We start from the raw sequence: 19,521 nt of genomic DNA, 5'->3' as shown, positions 1-19,521 counted from the left end.
GCACGTTAAAAGGAGAGAATCTTTATGGAAGTTGTTGGCTGGATCTTAGTGATTGCCTGCTTTATTATTTCATTTATTGGTTTAGTGTATCCAATTATTCCCGGAGTACTGTTTTTAGTCGGTGGATTTTTGCTCTATGGCTTATTTTTCTCATTCGCAGAGCTAAGCTGGTGGTTTTGGGTCATTGAAATACTATTTGTCGTGTTGTTATTTGGGGCGGATACTGTGGCAAATGCGTTTGGTATCAAAAAGTTTGGTGGTTCCAATGCTGGGATGTGGGGGAGCACCATCGGGTTATTAATTGGTCCATTTGTGATCCCTGTGGCAGGGATTTTAATTGGACCATTTTTAGGGGCTGTGATTGCGGAACTAATCGTTGAGAAACGTACATTTAGTGAGGCAGTGAAAAGTGGTGTCGGTTCTTTAATTGGCTTTTTGACATCTACTGTTGTCAAGGCTGTTATTCAAATTGTTATGATTATTGTATTTTTTATCGCCATCTAATGCCTCACTTTTAAGGTTTAGTGTGTGTGAGTAAAGGGTAAGATAGTAAACATATCGGTATTTCGGTCAAAAGGCTGAAATCTTCAAATTGAAGTATTTTTCGTTGAATGGTTTGACCAATTTTGATAATCTAAGGATGTACTAATTATTTCTTATTTTAGGGAGGAACTTAACAATGGCTTACGAATTACCACAATTAACTTACGCTTATGACGCATTAGAACCACATATCGATGCAAAAACAATGGAAATTCACCATTCTAAACACCACAATACTTATGTAACAAACTTAAATGCAGCATTAGAAGGTACTGAATTTGCAGATAAAGACATTAACGACTTAATCGCAAACCTAGATGCTCTTCCAGCTGACAAACAAACTGCTGTACGCAACAACGGTGGCGGACATGCTAACCATACATTATTCTGGGAAGTAATCGCTCCAGGCGGTTCAAATACACCAGTTGGTGAAGTAGCAAAAGCAATCGATGCTAAATTCGGTTCTTTTGATGCTTTCAAAGAAGAATTTGCTAAAGCTGCTACAACTCGCTTTGGTTCAGGTTGGGCTTGGTTAATCGTTGATGGTGACTCAGTTGCTGTTACGTCTACTCCAAACCAAGACTCTCCAGTAATGGAAGGGAAAACTCCAGTTTTAGGCTTAGATGTATGGGAACATGCATACTACCTAAACTACCAAAACCGTCGTCCAGATTACATCGGTGCTTTCTGGAACGTAGTAAACTGGGATGTAGTAGAAGCTAAATTCCAAGCTGCAAAATAATAACGAATAGAATAATTGGCTGTGCCTAAAGTGAGCAATCACGGGGCATAGCCTTTTTTGTTGGATTAAACTGCAAATTAAGGGATAGAATCTGAAAATATCAGGATAATGAAGCCGAAATATTAGGAGAGCGTGGAATAGGGCAACCTTTCTCCATAAAGTACCGTCAAATAAATGATGTTTTACATAAGAAATCGAAAGTGCGTGCTTTTCTGTCATACCTTCGAATGGTATACTAGGTATCGTGTATTGAAATGATCAGAAGATGAGGAGGGGAATACATATGCGCAAAGCACCAGGAAAAAATCGCGCGGCGAGTGTTAAAGCAAAACATCATTCTAACTTAACATTTCGTATGAATATCCTTTTCTTTGCAATATTTATCGTATTTTCAATGTTAATTTTTAGACTTGGCTATATGCAAATCGTCAAAGGGGAAGATTATGTACGTGATTTAGAGCGTAAAGAAGAGGTACCTGTGAATACAAGTGTACCAAGGGGACGCATGTATGATCGTTATGGTCGTATTTTAGTGGATAACCACCCAGAAAATGCCATAACGTATACGAAAATGCAAACGACCACAACAGAGGAGATGCTTGATATCGCGAAAAAGCTGGCACAATTGATAGAACAGCCAACAAAGCGTGTCACATTGCGTGATAAACAGGATTTCTGGATACTACAAAATCACGATGCAGCCTATGAAAAAGTCACAGAGGCAGAAAAAACAAAGATTAATGCACAAGAAAATATTACAACCAGCCAAATTAATGCAGAGATTGATAAACTGGTACGCGAACGTATCACAAACGAAGAACTTTTACAATTAACAGAGGCAGATTTAGAAGTATTAGCGATTTATCGTGAAATGGTGTCTGGCTATAATCTATCCCCTCAAATCATTAAAAGTGAGAATGTATCAGCAGATGAATTTGCTCGTGTATCGGAGCGTTTAACTGAACTACCAGGTGTTAATACAACAACAGACTGGAAACGTGTCAAATTATCATCTTTATCTATTCTTGGACGTACAACGGTCCCAACAAAAGGGATACCGAAAGAGAAGCTCAATTACTATTTAGCACGTGACTACTCACGTAATGACCGTGTGGGAGAAAGTTACATTGAAGCACAATATGAAGAATTACTACAAGGTCAAAAAACAGTCGTCAAAAATATTACCAATAAAAAAGGTCAGGTAGTCGATACAGTCACAACCTATGAAGGGGAGCCAGGTAAAGACTTAATCCTTTCCTTGGATAGTGAACTGCAGGCTGAAACGGATAAGATTGTAGAAGAAGAACTGCTTAAATTAAAAGCTCTTCCAGGTTCCTATCTATTAGACCGTGCCTTCCTAATTATGATGGATCCAAATACAGGCGACATTTTATCGATGGTAGGTAAGAAAATAGAAAAGAATCCCGAGACAGGGCAAAATGAAGTCGTTGACTATGCATATGGATCGTTTACAACGGCTTATGAGGCAGGTTCATCTGTTAAAGCAGCAACAGTTCTCACTGGCTACAATCAGGGCGTTATTTCGATGGGTACTTCAATGGGAGACGAGCCGATTAAATTAGCTAGCACGGATCCGAAAACGTCTATTTTTAACAGGGCTGGATATATTCCGATGAATGACTTGTTGGCATTAGAACGTTCTTCCAACTCCTATATGTTTAAAATTGCGTTGCTGCTTAATGGAACCCCTTATAGTTATGGTATGCCATTACGCTTAAAGGACGATACGTTCTCAAAAATGCGTAATAATTATGCGCAATTTGGTTTAGGTGTGAAAACAGGCATTGATTTACCAAATGAATTTAGTGGAGTGAGTGGTCCATCAGGTCCTACAATGGGTGGTAAAACACTCGACTTGGCTATTGGTCAGTATGATACGTATACACCGCTTCAACTTGCGCAATATATTTCGACAGTTGCCAATGGTGGCTATCGTATTCAGCCACATGTAGTGAAAGAGGTTCGTGACCCATCACAGGATGGAAAGCAATTAGGACAATTAGTAACTGAAGTAGGTCCAACTATTTTGAATCAAATTGATAATCCTAAAGAAGAGATCGATTATGTAAAGCAAGGGCTACGTCGTGTATATACTGGTTCACATGGTACAGCACGAGCACAATTTGCTGATGCTCCATATACAGCAGCAGGGAAAACAGGGACTGCAGAGGTAGTGTATTATGGTCCATTACGTGAGCACTACGGCATAAATACGATTAATTTAACGCATGTTGGCTTTGCCCCATATGAAAATCCTGAAATTGCCTATGCAGTTGTGATCCCATGGGTTAATACAAATTTAGCGCCACACTACTATCAAAATAATGTCATTGCTAGACGTTCTTTAGATAAGTATTTTGAATTAAAAGCTAAATATCAAGCTGAAAAAGTCACAGATAGTAATGTAAAACAGCCAATTTTACCAGCGATTACGGAAGAAAAAATTGGAGAGAATGAGCAGGAATAAAGGGTATTGGATATGCGCTAATACAAAACGGATTTGGAAAAATTATTTTCCAAATCCGTTTTATTTTCACTTTTTTAAGACTAGACATGAATAATGGAAAGGGGCGTTTGGATAGCAAAACGCCCCTTTCAGATATTTAGTGCCTTTATGCGGATAATTGCTGAATGGCTAATTCAAATTGCTCTCTTGGTTTTACACCATAAAGCTCTATATTGTTATAGAAATAAGAAGCTAGCATAAAATCAATCGCCTCTTGAAGTGTGTAGTCCCGATGTTCCATTACTAATGATAAATATGTTTTAAAATAATCGACATTTTGTACTTTTGCATGTTTCATGACAAAGGTCAAACGCTCCTTATCATTAAAATAAATATTTCCTGACACATTTGCTTATTATAACACCTTTCCTATAGGAAGCAAGTTTCCCCTATTGTAAATTCATCTTTACAAACGTTTACAAAGCATTACATTCCTTTACATCTCTTTTACGAACCGTTTATACGACTTCAACAATCAGTCATTATAGTAAAGATTGTAAGACAAATAACTATAAAACAGTTCATGACGGAGGCAAATGAGATGAAAAAGTGGAAGTACTTAACGATGACAGCGGTAATGGGTTCTGCATTAATGCTAGGTGCATGTGGTAGCGATTCTGCACAAAACGGAAACAATACAGAAACGAACGCACCAGCAAGCTCAGGACAAGAAGCTGCTGATGAAAAGCTACAAGGGTCTGTAGCTGGAGATGGCTCATCAACAGTAGCACCAATCATTGAGGCAGTTGTTGAAGAGTATGCAGGTACACAACCAGATGTCAAAGTATCAGTGGGGGTTTCTGGTACTGGTGGTGGTTTTGAAAAATTCATCGCAGGTGAAACAGACTTTTCAAATGCATCTCGTAATATAAAAGATGAAGAGAAAGCGAAATTAGAAGAAGCGGGCATTGATTTTACAGAGCTAGCTTTAGCATATGACGGTTTATCAGTAGTCGTGAACCCAGAAAATGATTGGGCGAAGGACTTAACGGTCGAACAACTACAAAAAATTTGGATTGAAGATGGAACAGAGAAAAAATGGTCTGATATTGATCCATCTTGGCCAGATGAAAAAATCGTTTACTATTCACCAGGTACTGATTCAGGCACATACGACTACTTTGATGAAGTGATTTTAGATGGAGCAGATCTAGTAAGCTCAGCAACATTATCAGAGGATGATAATATGCTAGTGCAAGGTGTAGCTGGTGATAAAAATGCGATCGGCTTCTTCGGTTATGCTTACTACCTTGAAAATAAAGATAAATTAAACATTGTCAAAGTAAATGGCGTAGAGCCAACAAATGAAACAATTGAAGGTGGCGAATATACACCACTTTCACGTCCATTATTCACATACGTAAAAAATAGTGCGATGAAGGACAATGAAGCAGCTTACGACTTCATTAAATTTACACTTGAAAACGCAGGCGATATGGCTGAAGCAGTGGGCTATGTTCGTTTACCTGAAGAAAAATATACTGAAGGCTTAAAAACTTTAGAAGGCTTAAAATAAGAAGACATGCATAGAGGGGAAGAGATGTATGCTCTTTCCCTCACTTATTTGAAAGGAGCTCCCAATGGTTTCTCAAAAGGAAGATAAGACATCATCTGTGCAGCAATTAATTGCAAATTCGCGCAACCAAAAAACAAAGAAAATAGTGGAAAAAGCCATGCCAGCTCTATTATTTTCTGCAGCTATTATTTCGATATTAACAACATTTGGCATTGTTTTCACCCTTATTTTTGAAACGTTTGAATTCTTTAAACGCGTGTCGATTACGGATTTCCTTTTCGGTACTAAATGGTTACCGTTTTCAGGTAACGAACCGTTATTTGGGATACTGCCATTAATCGCTGGTACATTAAAAGTGACACTTATTGCAGTTGTAGTAGCTGTACCATTTGGAATTGCTTCAGCTATCTATTTAAGTGAATATGCAAGTGAGAAAACACGACGTACAGTGAAACCTATTTTAGAGGTATTAGCAGGTGTGCCAACAATTGTTTATGGCTTCTTCGCTTTAACATTTGTCACACCAGTTTTACAAGAAATTGTACCTGGACTTAAACTATTTAATGCATTAAGTCCTGGTATTGTTGTAGGGATTATGATTTTACCAATGATTACGTCTCTTTCAGAAGATGCCATGTCATCTGTACCAAATAGTATGCGTGAGGGAGCCTTAGCTCTAGGTGCGACGAAATTTGAAGTAGCAATCAAAGTAGTATTACCTGCTGCGCTTTCAGGGATTATCGCTTCAGTTGTGTTAGCTATTTCCCGGGCAATAGGAGAAACTATGATTGTATCACTTGCAGGTGGTTCAACACCGAAATTTGACCTCAATGTGACAGACTCTATTCAAACAATGACTGCATACATTGTACAGGTTTCAACTGGTGATGCGGGTTACGGTACAACCATCTATTACTCAATTTATTCAGTAGGATTCACACTATTTATCTTTACGCTAGTAATGAATCTACTTGCTCATTATATTTCGAAACGCTTCAGGGAGGTTTACTAGCATGCGCTATATGGATGACACAGTCGTCATGAAACGAATGACAAAGCGTATTACAGCAAATAAAGTTTGGAAAACTCTATTTTTCTTAGCTACAACGTTTGCACTTGTTACTTTAGCTGTTTTACTGTACCGCATTGTGACACAGGGAATTGATTACTTAAACATCGATTTCTTGACGAATTTTGCATCACGATTTGCGGATAAGGCAGGTATCAAAGCTGCTTTAATCGGTTCGCTTTGGTTAATGGCAGTTGTAGCACCAGTATCGATTATTTTAGGAGTTGGTACTGCGATTTATTTAGAGGAGTATGCCAAGAAAAATAAAATCAATGACTTTATTCGCATGAATATATCGAATCTAGCAGGTGTTCCTTCCATTGTTTTTGGATTACTTGGATTAACTATTTTTGTACGTATGATGGAACTAGGAAAAAGTATTTTAGCTGCTGGCTTTACAATGAGTTTGTTAATTTTACCGGTTATCATTGTAGCAGCTCAAGAGGCTATTCGTGCAGTGCCAAACGAACAACGTGAAGCTTCATATGGCATGGGAGCAACGAAATGGCAAACGATTTTGCGTGTTGTATTGCCAGCTGCCATTCCAGGTATTTTAACAGGAAGTATTTTAGCCTTGTCTCGTGCCATAGGAGAAACAGCTCCACTAGTTGTAATTGGAATTCCAGTTATCCTACAGTTTTTACCGAATGGTTTACTGAGTCAATTTACAGCATTACCAATGCAAATTTATGATTGGGCAAAACGACCACAAGAAGCCTTTCAGTATGTAGCAGCCGCAGGTATTTTAGTGCTTATGACAGTGCTGTTATTAATGAATTCGATCGCCATCTATATCCGAAATAAATTCCAAAAACGTTATTAATGAGGTGACCTTATGGTATTAGATTTTAAAGAGGAAAAAACAATTGTCAAACGGAATCAGGCAACGACTAAGTCTGTAGCAGATGTGGCGAAAAATATTGTCTATGATACACGCAATTTAAACTTATGGTATGGTGACCATCATGGTTTAAAAGATGTTAATTTAAGCATCTATGAAAATGAAGTAACGGCTATTATTGGACCATCTGGCTGTGGGAAATCTACGTATCTAAAAACATTAAACCGCATGGTTGAACTTGTACCAATCGTTCGTACATCAGGAGAAATTTTATACCGTGAGCGAAATATTTTAGATAAAAACTATACGGTAGAGGAATTAAGAACACGTGTAGGAATGGTATTCCAAAAGCCAAACCCGTTTCCAAAATCTATTTATGATAACATTGCCTATGGACCAAGAATTCATGGCATTAAAAATAAAAAAATTCTGGATGAAATTGTGGAGAAATCATTAAGAGGGGCAGCCATTTGGGACGAGGTAAAAGACCGTTTGAATCAAAATGCCTACGGATTATCAGGTGGTCAGCAACAACGTATTTGTATTGCACGTTGCTTAGCGATAGAGCCTGATGTCATCTTAATGGATGAGCCAACATCTGCCTTAGACCCGATTTCTACATTGAAAGTGGAAGAGTTGGTCCAAGAACTGAAAAAGGACTATTCCATTGTCATCGTGACACATAATATGCAGCAAGCGGCACGTATTTCTGATCGTACAGCATTTTTCCTAAGTGGAGAGGTTGTCGAATACGATAAAACGGATGTTATTTTCCAAACACCAGCAGATCAACGTACAGAAGACTATATTTCGGGACGTTTCGGCTAAGGAGGAGCAATGAATGATCGTACGTGAACGTTTTGAACAAGAGTTAAAAGAGGTACAGGGGCAATTTCTTGCAATTGCCAATAGCAGTATCCTTGCATTAAAAACAGCTTTTGAAGCATTGGTAGAGCAGGATTTAGAAAAGGCTTTGAAAATTTTGGAAGACGATTTAATCATTAATCGCCTTGAAGAAGAAATTAATGATCATGTGATCCTAATGATTGCCAAGCAGCAGCCAGTAGCAACAGATTTACGCCGTCTCATGGTTCTTGTAAAGGCAGCTTCAGATATGGAAAGAGTAGGGGACTATGCGGTTAATATAGCTAAAGAAGCAATTCGAATCGGTAAGGAGCCAATGATTTTCCCAATAACAAATCTCCAAACCATGTGTAATAAAACAGTAGAAATGCTAGAGAGCATCATGAAGGCCTTTACGGAGGAAGATACGGTACGCGCTAAAGAGATTGCTGAGTTAGATGATTACGTGGACGATTTATACGGGGCAACGATCACCCTTTTACTTCGTGCTGGGGTAGAAAACCCCTCCCATATTTCACAGATTACGCACCTAACTTTTATTTGCCGCTATTTAGAACGTTCTGCTGATCATGCTACAAATATTGCTGAACATCTATTTTACTTAGTAAAGGGCAAACATTATGAATTAAATAATTAAGAGAGAAGAGCTGCGTTTTAGCTCTTTTTTTCATTTGTCGAAAAAAATCTCCTGAAGCAGCAACATTGTTTTTGGCTGTAGCGTCTTTATAGCGAGCGTTTTTGTATTGTCAAAAAAATTTTTTGGTTATACTATAGACATTATCCAAAAAATGTGGTGCTTAGGAGGTGCTGCTATATGAAAGATGCAATTGAATCCCTCATCAAGCAATTTGACAAGTCGTTGACAATAGAACAACTTGACTATTTACGTTTTCTCTATGAAAACCTACATATAGAGGAGTTAAGTGAAGGGGAACAACATTATTTTATCGATTATTTTTTCAAGAGTGAGCCATTACGAAATATGGCAGCATTTGCTCTGGAATTGACGGATATCATGCATGAAATCCAAGAGAATATTCCTGCTATTGAGAAGGCAGAACGCTTAGCAAACGGCAAAGAGCAACGCCAGCATTATGAACGAAAATGGTCAGAGCTTAGACGTCAAAAGCTTAAGCAACAGACAACGAAAAGCGGAAATATTTACTATGTACCCTTTCATGATTATCAACAAGACCCTGGCCCGATGATTATTTGTTTAGAACAAACGACAGGAATGGCCGCTTATTCTGAGATTTGTAAAAGTATGATTTTAGCGTTATTTATAAGTGCGCATCGGGAAGGCCGTGATTTATACATTGTACCGTATGATCGGCAAATTCATGTCCACTATCGTTTTGAAAATGGGCATTTAAATTTAGCTGATTTTAAGAGTTTTATCGAATATAAGGCAAGGGGAGAGGCGGCCATTTTACCTGTTTTACAATTTGTGAAAGCATTGCTACAGGAAAATCAATTAGGTACAGAGGCAGATGTCATTATTTTTACAGAAGGAGCACCTATTGATGGTCAGCATCTCGTTGGCAAGCAAGCCAAAACGATGCTAAAGGAAATGAAGCAAAAATATCATGCTGAATTTTCAGTGATTGCCATGCATGAACATAATTTTAATAAACAGCAATTTTGGTTTGCTAGTAAGGCTTTTTTTGCAGATGATGCCATACAATAACAAGAAGGGGCTCACCATTCCTGAAGGTCGGCTCCTTTTTGCTGGCGATACATAGGTAGTTATAAAGGAGAAATACATGGATTCATTACATTGGCTATTACCTAAATTTACAGTCCCAACTTGGCTAGATGGCTTAATTGCCGTCATTATTTGTTTAGTCGGGTGGCTTATTCAACGATTCATCATCAAAAAAATTATTCATCGTATCGTGCTATTTTTAAAAGATCGTCAGCGCAATTTCCAAGCAAATGTACTGGCTCAATTTAGTAAAGCAATTGGCTATGCCTTTATGACGACGGTCATTGTGCTCAGCTTATCTTATTTAATAAAAGTTCCTTTATTTACGCATACATCAACTAAGAATTTTGTATTGTCTATTATGGTGTTTCTTGCTTTTAAAGGGATTTATGATGTTTTGAATTTTTATACGAAACAACCATTTGAATTAACGAGCGAAGAGGATCAGAATGTTTTATTACCGTTTTTCCTACGAATAGGTAAAGTACTTATCATGATTTTTGCTATGTTTACGATTGCTTCCTTTTGGGATTTTAATCTGAATGGTTTTTTAACTGGAATCGGCTTAACGGGTGTGGCGATTGCCTTTGGGATTCGCGATACACTAGCGCATGTATTTGGTGGCATGTCCGTAGCTTTAGATAATCCATTCCAAATAGGAGATTGGATAGCGACAGAGGATCAAAAAATTGAAGGAACGATTGAGGATATCAATTTAAGAAGTACGTTAATTCAAACAGGAGACAAAGGACTTGTATATGTGCCGAACTCCTATTTAGTGAATCGTCCACTTTATAATTTATCTAAACGAGAAAAACGGAAATGTGAGCAGTTTTTATATATCGCTGCTGATAATGATGAGGAAGACATCCGTAGCGCTTTAACGGCCATTCATAAGGAAATATATTTACATGCTAAAACAGAGAAAGACATGATTCATGTATTTATAGATGAGTTTCATCATGATTCGTATCGCGTGCTTGTTCGATTCTTTGTTGCCACAAATGATACCGCTGTTATGCTGGAAGTACGACAGGATATTTTATTTGCCATTCGTCAAATAATGGAGGAGCTATCGATTACATTAGCTAGCCATCCTGAAGATGAAAGTCTACGAAATAAAAAATAAATTGAATTGTAAGATAGTTTGCTTTACAATATTACCAAGAAATCAGCTTTGATGAAGAGTAGTAGCTAGTACAATTTGTTATAGAGAGCTAGTGGTTGGTGAAAACTAGTACAAATGTTTAGTGAATGGACTTCGGAGCTCTAATCCTGAAAACAGTACGGATTAGCGGATGCCTACGTTATAAGGCTTAAAGAGGGTTTTCTTATCAGGAGACCAATGAAGGTGGCACCACGGCTTTTCCGTCCTTTTGTGATGGAAAGGCCTTTTTATATTTTTTTCTTTAGACAGCATATATTTTAGCTGAATGAAGAGAAAGCCTTTAGCAGATTTCTGCTGCTAAAGATAGATGAGGTGTAGATGAGCAGAGCTTAGAGAAGGAGAGAAGAGAGTATGACAGTTGAGCTTAGAAAGTATGCTATGAAAGTATTACAGGGGGATATGATGACCCCGATCTCTGTGTATCAATCACTGAAAGGGCAGCATAAAATGTTGTTCGAATCCTCAGCGAAACATGAGGAAAGTGGGCGATATTCCTTTATCGCCATCAATCCAGTGGCTGAACTAAAAGGAAACAATGAAGAATTCGTGTTTTCAAAAGGAGTAGAAAATGACAAGGCTAGGGGCAATGTGCTTGATCGATTAAAAGAACTAATACCCTTTCATGAAGAAAGCTACCCTTTTGCTTTCTTTGGAGGAGCTATAGGTTTCTTTGGCTATGAAACAGCATTTTACACAGAACAAATAGGTGACTATTTACAGGATGATTTAGCCATGCCTGATGTTCATGTTTTTTTCTATGATACATTTATTGTTTTTGATCATCTAACACAGGAAATTACACTCGCTTCAATTGATCTATTTCAGGATGGACGTTCATTACAGGAGATGGAAGCTGCTATTACAACGATGGAGCAACAGCTTTGTGCAGGTACAACCTTTGAGGCATTAAAGGTGGATGAGTTACAGTTTAAGCCAATGATTTCGAAGGAACGATTTATTGCTTTAGTGGAACGTGCTAAGCAGCATATTTTGAGAGGCGATATTTTCCAAATTGTGTTATCGCAACGTTTTTCTGCGCCGTTTACAGGTTCGCCATTCTCGCTCTATCGTCAATTGCGCACGTCTAACCCGTCACCCTATATGTTTTATATGGATTATGGAGACTATGTTATTTTAGGAACATCTCCTGAGAGTCTTGTAAAGGTAAAAAATCGAAAAGTGACAACCAACCCAATAGCGGGTACAAAGCCGCGCGGCACGACAATAGAACAGGATGAAGCAATCGCAAATGCGCTATTAGAGGATAGCAAGGAAATAGCTGAACACCGTATGTTAGTGGATTTAGGTCGCAATGATCTTGGTCGTATTGCAAAAGTCGGTTCCGTCAAGCTAACCAAATACATGAAAATAGAGCGCTATAAATATGTGATGCATATGGTTTCTGAGGTGGTTGCTGAATTGCGAGATGACCTTCATGTTCTGGATGTACTTCGTGCTTGTTTACCTGCTGGTACAGTGTCAGGAGCACCAAAAATTCGTGCCATGCAATTGATTAATGAATTAGAACCAATAAAGCGTGGGGTATATGCGGGAGCAGTAGGCTATATTTCGACAACTGGTGATATGGACTTGGCCCTCGCAATTCGCACGATGCTCATTAAGGACCAAAAGGCACATGTACAGGCAGGAGCAGGTATTGTTTATGATTCGATTCCATTGTCAGAATATCAAGAAACACTGAATAAGGCACGTGCCCTATTGGAGGTAAAAAAATGATTCTAATAATAGATAACTATGATTCTTTTACCTATAATTTATTTCAACAAATCAGTATGCTTGGAAAAAGCGTCAAGGTCATACGAAATGATGCCATTACTATAGAAGAAATTCAAAAACTATCGCCAGAAGCCATCATTTTATCACCAGGGCCAGGAACGCCAAATGAAGCAGGGATAACGATAGACGTCATCAAGGAACTCTATCAAAAATTCCCTATTTTAGGTATTTGTCTAGGGCACCAATCGATAGGGCAGGCTTTTGGCGCAAATATTGTGCAGGCCAAAAACATTATGCATGGAAAGCTGTCCCCCTTACAATACGAGCAAACAGGTTTATTTGCCCAATTAGATGGAGATATCGAGGTTATGCGATATCATTCACTTATTATTGAAGAACAAACTTTACACAAAGATTTTAAGATACTCGCCACAGCGGGTGATGACGGAGAGATTATGGCCATTCAACATAAAGAATATCCTCTTTATGGGCTGCAGTTTCATCCTGAATCAATTGGCACAAAAGAAGGCAGTATGATGATGCAAGCCTTTTTAGAAAGTATAGCTTAATAAAAAAGCTGTCGCCTCATATGAATGGGCGACAGCTTTTTAAGTTATTGTTTCTTGCCTGTAATTAAATTAGCTATTTCTTCTAAGGTCATGGAAGAATTGACCTCATAGGAGCCGATTTGTAAGCTTCTAGCATATTTAGGGTTAGCGAGTAGTAACTCCATTTCAACACTATTGGTAATAATACCACCGTCTTCAAGTTTTTGTGCCACACTATACGGTGTGATGCCACTATAGATTTGCAGAGACATCGTTGTTTCATCCGTAGCTGTTTCTTCATCAGCTTGTTCAGATGCATCTGTTGTAGAAGTTTTTTCAGTCGTATGTACTTGCTTTAATTGATCCTTTAACGAGGCAATTTCTTGATTGGCCTTACTTAATTTGTTTTGTAGTTCTTCTACCTGTTGTTGATTGGAAAATCCCTTGGTAGGAAGACCAATATTTACATCGAAGCGGTTTGCGAGTGCGAGCAATGCCCCAACAAGAAAAATGGCTATACCAAATGCACGAATGGCAGACTTATTCATCAATCAACGCCCCCCGTTTGCAATCACTTGCCGAACTTGCTCTTCTGTTAAATTTGAGCGAATACTAATATCTGCTACAGAAAGACCCTGTTTATTTAATTCAAGTACCTGACTAATAATAATTTGATGAATCGGTTTTGCGGGTGCTGTTGTTTGTCCAACTTTTGAAGCCTGTGCAGCCTGTTGAACGGCCTGCATGACTTGGTGCACTTTAGGATCTTGACCTTTTGGAGGGGTACTTGATTTTGATTTCACTTGGAACTCAGGCTCTAGTAAAAGTTCTTCCTCCACAATCTTAAGGCGACGCTTTAAATTATTCGTTTCTTGGAAAATGGAGATAGATAATTCTTCGACATCTTGTTCGATTTTTTTCGCGCTATTTTTGAAAAAGAACGAAACAATGATCAGAAAAATGCCGATACTCATTAATACGATGGATACATCCATTAGTTTCACCTCAATGTAGTATGTAATTATAAGATATTTTACCATATGCAAACTTAATATGAAATGAAGGTAGATTTTTTTTCAGTTTATGTTATAATAGGTTAGTCGTATAAATCATGCTCAAATTTAAATTCTTGATATAGAGTGGGAGGGTTAATGATGCGCGTAAATATTACTTTAGCTTGCACAGATTGCGGCGAACGTAACTACATTTCTAAAAAGAACAAGCGTAACAATCCAGAGCGTCTTGAACTTAAAAAATATTGCTCTCGCGAGAAGAAATACACTCTTCACCGTGAAACTAAGTAATCGCTCATTAAGCCAAAACCACAAGTGGTTTTGGCTTTCTACATTTTATCAAATCATTCAATGTAACAATTCCAGGAGGATATGACGTTTTACGATATAGGAGGTAGCCTAGATGGATAAAACAACTTTACGAAACACGGTACGCCAAGACCTTGCAACCTTGACAGATGAAGATTATTATCGTCAATCATTAACTGTGTTAAAAAAGGTGCTACAGGAACCATATATAATAGAAGCAAATACAATTGGCATGACCATTTCAAATAAGCCAGAAGTCGACACAATTCTTCTAATTGAGGAATTATGGAAACTAGGGAAAAAGGTCGCAGTTCCTAAATGTCACCCGAAAACAAGAGAAATGTCATTTTATGCAATTGATTCATTTGCACAGCTTGAAACTGTATATATGCATTTGCGTGAGCCCATTCCAGCAAAAAGTGAGTTTGTTGACGCAAATGAGATGGATATCATTATTGTACCAGGCGTTGTTTTTGATCCATACGGTTATCGAATTGGCTATGGCGGTGGTTATTATGACCGCTATGTATTAAACTATAATAAGGGTAAGCTGATGTCGTTGCTCTTTGATGAGCAAATCATTGATTGTGTTCCTACTGAAGCACATGATTGCCCAGTAGATATCATTGTGACGCCCACAAAACGTATTGACTGTGTTGCACAACGAGGAGCGAACGAAAATGGATAAAATGCTAGATATTTATGAACTCTTGAAAACATATGGTACCTATATTTATACACGTGATCCTATTGGCGATTTGATGCTGATGGAGGATGAAATACGTGAGCTCTATAAAGCGAATGTACTAGATATAAAAGATTATCAAATGGCCCTACTGCTTATTCGACAAGAAACAACAAGACTTCGTATGGAAGAGCATAAAAAGTAATGTTTGAAATATAATGTAATTGGGTATTGTAAAATTAATGTAACATGTATGTAATATTCTTAAAAACAGTGGGTTTCCGCTGTTTTTATGTTTTTATGAAACTTTTTACAATGCAAAACGTATATATAGATATCTGGTGCATAGAAAGAGCAAAGAGAAAAAATTTTCCATGAGATATGTGTTGATTATCTGTTAAAAAAGGATTAAGATATATTTTGTTTCCGTAACAAAATGTAAAAAATTATTATTTTTTTGTAAGGAAGTAGGGAGGATGTTAGGAATGAAATCAATAAAGTGGCCTAAACATTCATTTATGATACTAGCAATTATAGCAACTTGGATCAAAACGGTCATTGTTTACCACACAAGCTTTGAAATGAAAATTGAAAATGCAATGCAACAGTTTATTTTATTTATTAATCCATTAAGCTTCTTGCTATTTACGTATGGTTTATCACTATTCTTTAAATCAGCAAAAGCTAGAAATCGTTATTTGATTACGGTCAGCGTTATTTTGTCCATTGTTTTATACGGAAATGTAGCGTTCTATCGATTCTACAATGATTTTATTACGCTACCAGTATTATTCCAAACAAGTAACTTTGGTGACTTAGGAACATCAGTAGCAGCCATTGTTGAGCCTTGGGATGTATTATATTTCGTTGATGTCGTTATCTTAATCTTGGCGAATAAATTTTTACCAAAAATGAAAGATGCATTTAAAGTGAATATTGAATTCCGTCGTGCATTTTTTGTGCTTGCAATAGCAATGACATTCTTAAATTTAGGATTAGCAGAAACGGAGCGTCCACAATTACTAACACGTAGTTTTGACCGCGAATTATTAGTAAAAAACATTGGTACGTACAATTACCACTTGTATGACATTTATATTCAATCTAAATCATCTGCCCAACGTGCGTTAGCCGATGGTAGTGAACTAGTAGAAGTGAACAACTATATACGCTCTAATCAAGCTGCAGTAAATCCAGAGATGTTTGGGAAATATAAAGGTCGTAACCTGATTGTGGTATCGATGGAGTCATTACAAAACTTTGTCATTAATAATGACATGAATGGTCATGAAATTACGCCATTCTTAAACTCTTTAACAAAAGATAAAGATACGTATTATTTCAGTAACTTCTACCACCAAACAGGTTTAGGAAAAACATCTGACTCGGAGTTTATTGTTGAAAACTCATTGTTTGGTTTAGGTCGAGGTGCTGTATTCTTCACGCATGGTGGAAATACGTATAATTCAATGGCTGAACGCCTTGGAGAAAATGGATACTTTACAAATGTCATGCACCCTAATAATAAATCTTTCTGGAATCGTGACATGATGTATCAATCGTTAAAAATTAATAAATTCTACGATATAGATTCATATACTGTGGAAGAGGGGCAAGCTGTAAACTGGGGAATGAAAGATGTTCCATTCTTAGAGCAATCAGCTGCTTTAATGAAAGATATGCCACAGCCATTCTACTCTAGACTTATTACTTTAACGAACCATTATCCATTTACATTGGACCCAGAAGATATTATGATTCCTGAATATGATTCAAATTCAGGTACATTAAATCGTTACTTCCAAACAGTACGTTACATGGATGAGGCTTTAAAAGACTTCTTCCAACAGTTAAAAGATCAAGGTGTCTATGATAATTCTATTATTGTGATGTATGGGGATCACTATGGTATTTCTGAGAACCATAATAAAGCAATGGCACAATATTTAGGTAAAGATCAAATTACACCAATGGATAATGCAATGCTTCAAGAAGTACCTTTATTCATCCACATCCCAGGAGCGGGCGATGGAAAAGAAATGACTGAGATTTCAGGACAAATGGATTTACGTCCAACAATCTTACACCTTCTTGGCGTTGAAACGTCAAAAGATATGCAAATGGGTGCGGATTTATTCTCTCCAGAGCATGAGGACTTTGTAGTCTTCCGTGATGGACGCTTTATTACAGATAAATACGTCTATGCTGGTGAAGCTTGCTATGACAAAGCAACTGGCGAAGAAATAGATGGTGAGCCATGTCAGTCTTATGCTGATCGTGCCACAATGGAGCTAGAAAATTCCGATGCCATCATTAATGGCGACTTACTTCGCTTCTATGACGAAAAAACAGGTAATTTAAAGCAGGATTCAGTTAAGTAATCAATGAGAGATCTCGTATAGGGATCTCTCTTTTTATATAGCTAATATAAAGGAATTAGTCACAATCAACCATTCATAAAATTTTTTTGTGAATCTTATGCTAAAGAAAACACCTTTCGCAATGTTTTACAACATGATGCAACGTGAATACACTTTATTGGGCACTTCTTTTTATTGACAAATAGAAAGATACGATTATAATAAGTGTAAATATCTGCATAACGAAGATTTGTTTTTCGCATTTCGGAGTATAAGAGTGAAAGGCATTGAAAAGAACGAGTAACTTTAATGGAACTAACAGAGAGTAGCCGGTTGTTGAGAGGCGCAAGGGGATATTAAAGTGAATACATCTTGGAGCTGCGTACCGAAACTTTAGTAGGCTACGACGGGGTTGCATCCGTAATCATTGCAAAAGTATCGCTATGGCTGTACTTGTTGAGGAGGGCTATGTGAATAGCTCTCGAAAAAAGGTGGTAACACGTTTATCTACGTCCTTTAGGAATTTCCTAAAGGCGTTTTTTTATGCCTTTTAAGCAAAAACGGTACCCCACATTTACTCTTATAGAACTTGCAATATTAATATTTAATATTACAAGGAGATGTTTCGTATGTTTTTAACACCAAAGGAGCAAATGACGATTATCAAGAAAGGTGCTAACAAGATCGTTGACGAACAGGATTTACTTGAAAAATTAGAGCGATCATATAAAGAACAGCGACCTTTAACGATTAAGCTAGGGCTAGATCCGTCCGCACCAGATATTCATTTAGGTCATGCGGTTGTTCTACGAAAAATCAAGCAAATGCAAGATTTAGGCCATCATGCAGTTATTGTTATCGGTGATTTTACAGGACGAATTGGCGATCCTACAGGTAAAGCCAAGGGGCGAACAGCCTTAAATGACGATACAGTGAAGAAAAACGGCCAAACATATTGTGAGCAAATTTTTAAAGTGCTAGATCCGAACAAGACAACGGTTCGTTTTAATAGTGAATGGTTAGCGAAGCTATCCTTTGAAGAAGTCATCAAGCTAGCAGCCACAACATCTGTTGCTCGACTTTTAGAGCGCGAGGATTTTCAGAAACGCTACCAGCAGCACATTCCAATTGGTATACATGAGTTTTTCTACCCACTCATGCAAGCATATGATTCAGTAGAGCTTGTGGCAGATATAGAGTTAGGTGGAACGGATCAGACTTTCAATATTTTAATGGGACGCTCCTTACAAAAGCATCGGGGATTAGAAAAACAAATTGCTATTTTTATGCCCTTGCTAGAGGGATTAGATGGCAGAGAAAAAATGAGTAAGAGCTTAGGTAATTATATTGGCATCAACGAAGCACCTGAGATTATGTTTAAAAAGGTGATGGAAGTCCCAGATACTTTAATTATCAAATATTTCGAATTAGCAACAGATGAGCATCCACTACATGTGCAGGCTATTCAAGATAGACTACAAAAGGGAGAGAATCCCCGCGATTTGAAATTCCTATTAGCAGAAATTATAACGACTTTATACCATGGATCTACAGCAATGGAGGAAGCAAGAGCTTATTTTGAAGCAGCATTTCAAAAAAAGGAAATACCAAAAAACATTCCTATACTGCTCTTGGAAATTGATAAGGAAAGAATCGTGGATATCATTCCACAACTAGTGGTAATGGGTTTTATTCAAAGTAAGAGTGAGTTTTTGCGGTTAATCAAGCAAAAAGGAGTATCCTTGAATGGAGAAAAAATGGCGATGGATGACTTATCACAAGTGTTAATGAATAATGATATCCTACAAATTGGCAAGAAGCGATTTCTTCAATTCAATAAGTAATAACAGACAAAAAAGAGCAATCTCCGAGGAGACTGCTCTTTTTTTGTCTG

At 37.5% G+C, this 19,521-nt stretch carries 20 protein-coding genes and 2 other annotated features; of the genes, 17 read left to right on the top strand and 3 right to left on the bottom strand.

The window, feature by feature from the left end; all coding sequences use genetic code 11:
• Positions 1-24 precede the first annotated feature (24 nt).
• The 3 genes from JIN86_RS02785 (at position 25) to JIN86_RS02775 (ending at position 3,773) form a co-directional block, all read left to right on the top strand.
• Positions 25-504: a DUF456 domain-containing protein gene (locus JIN86_RS02785; protein ID WP_004230999.1), complete on the top strand. Its 480-nt coding sequence runs from the start codon at positions 25-27 to the stop codon at positions 502-504.
• 175 nt (positions 505-679) lie between these two features.
• Positions 680-1,285 carry a superoxide dismutase gene (locus JIN86_RS02780; RefSeq protein WP_202341219.1) on the top strand — a complete coding sequence of 202 codons (606 nt, stop codon included), beginning with the start codon at positions 680-682 and terminating at the stop codon, positions 1,283-1,285.
• A gap of 283 nt (positions 1,286-1,568) precedes the next feature.
• Positions 1,569-3,773 (top strand): peptidoglycan D,D-transpeptidase FtsI family protein, encoded by a 2,205-nt coding sequence (locus JIN86_RS02775; protein ID WP_202341218.1) that lies wholly within the window; start codon positions 1,569-1,571, stop codon positions 3,771-3,773.
• A 145-nt stretch (positions 3,774-3,918) separates the two neighbouring features.
• On the opposite strand, the gene JIN86_RS02770 is transcribed toward JIN86_RS02775, so the two are convergent.
• On the bottom strand, positions 3,919-4,110 hold the full coding sequence (locus JIN86_RS02770) for a hypothetical protein (protein ID WP_009370174.1): 192 nt from the start codon (positions 4,108-4,110) through the stop codon (positions 3,919-3,921).
• Between the two features lie 243 nt (positions 4,111-4,353).
• Here JIN86_RS02770 and JIN86_RS02765 point away from each other — a divergent pair, with 243 nt between their 5' ends.
• The 9 genes from JIN86_RS02765 to JIN86_RS02725 all read left to right on the top strand — a co-directional run bounded on the left by JIN86_RS02765 (position 4,354) and on the right by JIN86_RS02725 (position 13,281).
• Positions 4,354-5,328 carry a PstS family phosphate ABC transporter substrate-binding protein gene (locus JIN86_RS02765; RefSeq protein ID WP_004231003.1) on the top strand — a complete coding sequence of 325 codons (975 nt, stop codon included), beginning with the start codon at positions 4,354-4,356 and terminating at the stop codon, positions 5,326-5,328.
• 64 nt (positions 5,329-5,392) lie between these two features.
• Positions 5,393-6,340 carry a phosphate ABC transporter permease subunit PstC gene (gene pstC / locus JIN86_RS02760; protein ID WP_004231004.1) on the top strand — a complete coding sequence of 316 codons (948 nt, stop codon included), beginning with the start codon at positions 5,393-5,395 and terminating at the stop codon, positions 6,338-6,340.
• Between the two features lies 1 nt (position 6,341).
• Entirely contained in the window at positions 6,342-7,220 is an 879-nt protein-coding gene (gene pstA / locus JIN86_RS02755; RefSeq protein ID WP_004231005.1) for a phosphate ABC transporter permease PstA, read from the top strand.
• A gap of 12 nt (positions 7,221-7,232) precedes the next feature.
• On the top strand, positions 7,233-8,066 hold the full coding sequence (gene pstB, locus JIN86_RS02750) for a phosphate ABC transporter ATP-binding protein PstB (protein ID WP_004231006.1): 834 nt from the start codon (positions 7,233-7,235) through the stop codon (positions 8,064-8,066).
• Between the two features lie 13 nt (positions 8,067-8,079).
• A complete protein-coding gene (phoU, locus tag JIN86_RS02745; protein WP_004231007.1) occupies positions 8,080-8,739 on the top strand; it encodes a phosphate signaling complex protein PhoU in 660 nt (219 codons plus the stop codon).
• A gap of 177 nt (positions 8,740-8,916) precedes the next feature.
• Positions 8,917-9,789 carry a vWA domain-containing protein gene (locus tag JIN86_RS02740; protein ID WP_202341217.1) on the top strand — a complete coding sequence of 291 codons (873 nt, stop codon included), beginning with the start codon at positions 8,917-8,919 and terminating at the stop codon, positions 9,787-9,789.
• 76 nt (positions 9,790-9,865) lie between these two features.
• On the top strand, positions 9,866-10,936 hold the full coding sequence (locus tag JIN86_RS02735) for a mechanosensitive ion channel family protein (RefSeq protein WP_004231009.1): 1,071 nt from the start codon (positions 9,866-9,868) through the stop codon (positions 10,934-10,936).
• A gap of 39 nt (positions 10,937-10,975) precedes the next feature.
• Positions 10,976-11,186 (top strand) — a binding site (T-box leader).
• Positions 11,187-11,326: 140 nt separating this feature from the next.
• On the top strand, positions 11,327-12,712 hold the full coding sequence (gene trpE / locus JIN86_RS02730; RefSeq protein ID WP_004231010.1) for an anthranilate synthase component I: 1,386 nt from the start codon (positions 11,327-11,329) through the stop codon (positions 12,710-12,712).
• Positions 12,709-13,281, top strand: a complete 573-nt coding sequence (locus tag JIN86_RS02725) for an anthranilate synthase component II (protein ID WP_004231011.1) — start codon at positions 12,709-12,711, stop codon at positions 13,279-13,281. The genes trpE and JIN86_RS02725 overlap by 4 nt, the downstream gene beginning before the upstream one ends.
• Before the next feature lie 44 nt (positions 13,282-13,325).
• Here the strand turns inward: JIN86_RS02725 and JIN86_RS02720 are convergent, their stop codons facing one another.
• Together JIN86_RS02720 and JIN86_RS02715 are read right to left on the bottom strand one after the other, a co-directional pair.
• A complete protein-coding gene (locus JIN86_RS02720) occupies positions 13,326-13,808 on the bottom strand; it encodes a hypothetical protein (protein WP_004231012.1) in 483 nt (160 codons plus the stop codon).
• 3 nt (positions 13,809-13,811) lie between these two features.
• Positions 13,812-14,255, bottom strand: a complete 444-nt coding sequence (locus JIN86_RS02715) for a hypothetical protein (protein WP_202341216.1) — start codon at positions 14,253-14,255, stop codon at positions 13,812-13,814.
• Positions 14,256-14,414: 159 nt separating this feature from the next.
• Here JIN86_RS02715 and rpmG point away from each other — a divergent pair, with 159 nt between their 5' ends.
• From rpmG to tyrS, 5 genes are all read left to right on the top strand, one after another.
• Positions 14,415-14,564: a 50S ribosomal protein L33 gene (gene rpmG / locus JIN86_RS02710; RefSeq protein WP_008408521.1), complete on the top strand. Its 150-nt coding sequence runs from the start codon at positions 14,415-14,417 to the stop codon at positions 14,562-14,564.
• A gap of 112 nt (positions 14,565-14,676) precedes the next feature.
• Positions 14,677-15,270, top strand: a complete 594-nt coding sequence (locus JIN86_RS02705) for a 5-formyltetrahydrofolate cyclo-ligase (RefSeq protein ID WP_004231015.1) — start codon at positions 14,677-14,679, stop codon at positions 15,268-15,270.
• Complete coding sequence (locus JIN86_RS02700) at positions 15,263-15,472, top strand: YqgQ family protein (RefSeq protein ID WP_004231021.1); 210 nt, start codon at positions 15,263-15,265, stop codon at positions 15,470-15,472. Before JIN86_RS02705 ends, JIN86_RS02700 begins: the two co-directional genes overlap by 8 nt.
• A gap of 280 nt (positions 15,473-15,752) precedes the next feature.
• Positions 15,753-17,648 carry an LTA synthase family protein gene (locus JIN86_RS02695; RefSeq protein WP_004231024.1) on the top strand — a complete coding sequence of 632 codons (1,896 nt, stop codon included), beginning with the start codon at positions 15,753-15,755 and terminating at the stop codon, positions 17,646-17,648.
• A 257-nt stretch (positions 17,649-17,905) separates the two neighbouring features.
• Positions 17,906-18,147 (top strand) — a binding site (T-box leader).
• Between the two features lie 109 nt (positions 18,148-18,256).
• Positions 18,257-19,471, top strand: a complete 1,215-nt coding sequence (gene tyrS / locus JIN86_RS02690) for a tyrosine--tRNA ligase (RefSeq protein WP_202341215.1) — start codon at positions 18,257-18,259, stop codon at positions 19,469-19,471.
• Positions 19,472-19,521 lie beyond the last annotated feature (50 nt).

Origin of the sequence: Lysinibacillus sp. HST-98 (assembly GCF_016757845.1) — a bacterium.
GTDB lineage: Bacteria > Bacillota > Bacilli > Bacillales_A > Planococcaceae > Lysinibacillus > Lysinibacillus capsici.
The sequence above is the reverse complement of the archived record's forward strand: the minus strand, read 5'-3'. Positions and strand labels throughout refer to the sequence as shown.

Coding starts and splice junctions, on each gene's coding strand:
- JIN86_RS02785 (WP_004230999.1), top strand. CDS start 25: ATGGAAGTTGTTGGCTGGATCTTAGTGATTGCCTGCTTTATTATTTCA.
- JIN86_RS02780 (WP_202341219.1), top strand. CDS start 680: ATGGCTTACGAATTACCACAATTAACTTACGCTTATGACGCATTAGAA.
- JIN86_RS02775 (WP_202341218.1), top strand. CDS start 1,569: ATGCGCAAAGCACCAGGAAAAAATCGCGCGGCGAGTGTTAAAGCAAAA.
- JIN86_RS02770 (WP_009370174.1), bottom strand. CDS start 4,110: ATGAAACATGCAAAAGTACAAAATGTCGATTATTTTAAAACATATTTA.
- JIN86_RS02765 (WP_004231003.1), top strand. CDS start 4,354: ATGAAAAAGTGGAAGTACTTAACGATGACAGCGGTAATGGGTTCTGCA.
- pstC (WP_004231004.1), top strand. CDS start 5,393: ATGGTTTCTCAAAAGGAAGATAAGACATCATCTGTGCAGCAATTAATT.
- pstA (WP_004231005.1), top strand. CDS start 6,342: ATGCGCTATATGGATGACACAGTCGTCATGAAACGAATGACAAAGCGT.
- pstB (WP_004231006.1), top strand. CDS start 7,233: ATGGTATTAGATTTTAAAGAGGAAAAAACAATTGTCAAACGGAATCAG.
- phoU (WP_004231007.1), top strand. CDS start 8,080: ATGATCGTACGTGAACGTTTTGAACAAGAGTTAAAAGAGGTACAGGGG.
- JIN86_RS02740 (WP_202341217.1), top strand. CDS start 8,917: ATGAAAGATGCAATTGAATCCCTCATCAAGCAATTTGACAAGTCGTTG.
- JIN86_RS02735 (WP_004231009.1), top strand. CDS start 9,866: ATGGATTCATTACATTGGCTATTACCTAAATTTACAGTCCCAACTTGG.
- trpE (WP_004231010.1), top strand. CDS start 11,327: ATGACAGTTGAGCTTAGAAAGTATGCTATGAAAGTATTACAGGGGGAT.
- JIN86_RS02725 (WP_004231011.1), top strand. CDS start 12,709: ATGATTCTAATAATAGATAACTATGATTCTTTTACCTATAATTTATTT.
- JIN86_RS02720 (WP_004231012.1), bottom strand. CDS start 13,808: ATGAATAAGTCTGCCATTCGTGCATTTGGTATAGCCATTTTTCTTGTT.
- JIN86_RS02715 (WP_202341216.1), bottom strand. CDS start 14,255: ATGGATGTATCCATCGTATTAATGAGTATCGGCATTTTTCTGATCATT.
- rpmG (WP_008408521.1), top strand. CDS start 14,415: ATGCGCGTAAATATTACTTTAGCTTGCACAGATTGCGGCGAACGTAAC.
- JIN86_RS02705 (WP_004231015.1), top strand. CDS start 14,677: ATGGATAAAACAACTTTACGAAACACGGTACGCCAAGACCTTGCAACC.
- JIN86_RS02700 (WP_004231021.1), top strand. CDS start 15,263: ATGGATAAAATGCTAGATATTTATGAACTCTTGAAAACATATGGTACC.
- JIN86_RS02695 (WP_004231024.1), top strand. CDS start 15,753: ATGAAATCAATAAAGTGGCCTAAACATTCATTTATGATACTAGCAATT.
- tyrS (WP_202341215.1), top strand. CDS start 18,257: ATGTTTTTAACACCAAAGGAGCAAATGACGATTATCAAGAAAGGTGCT.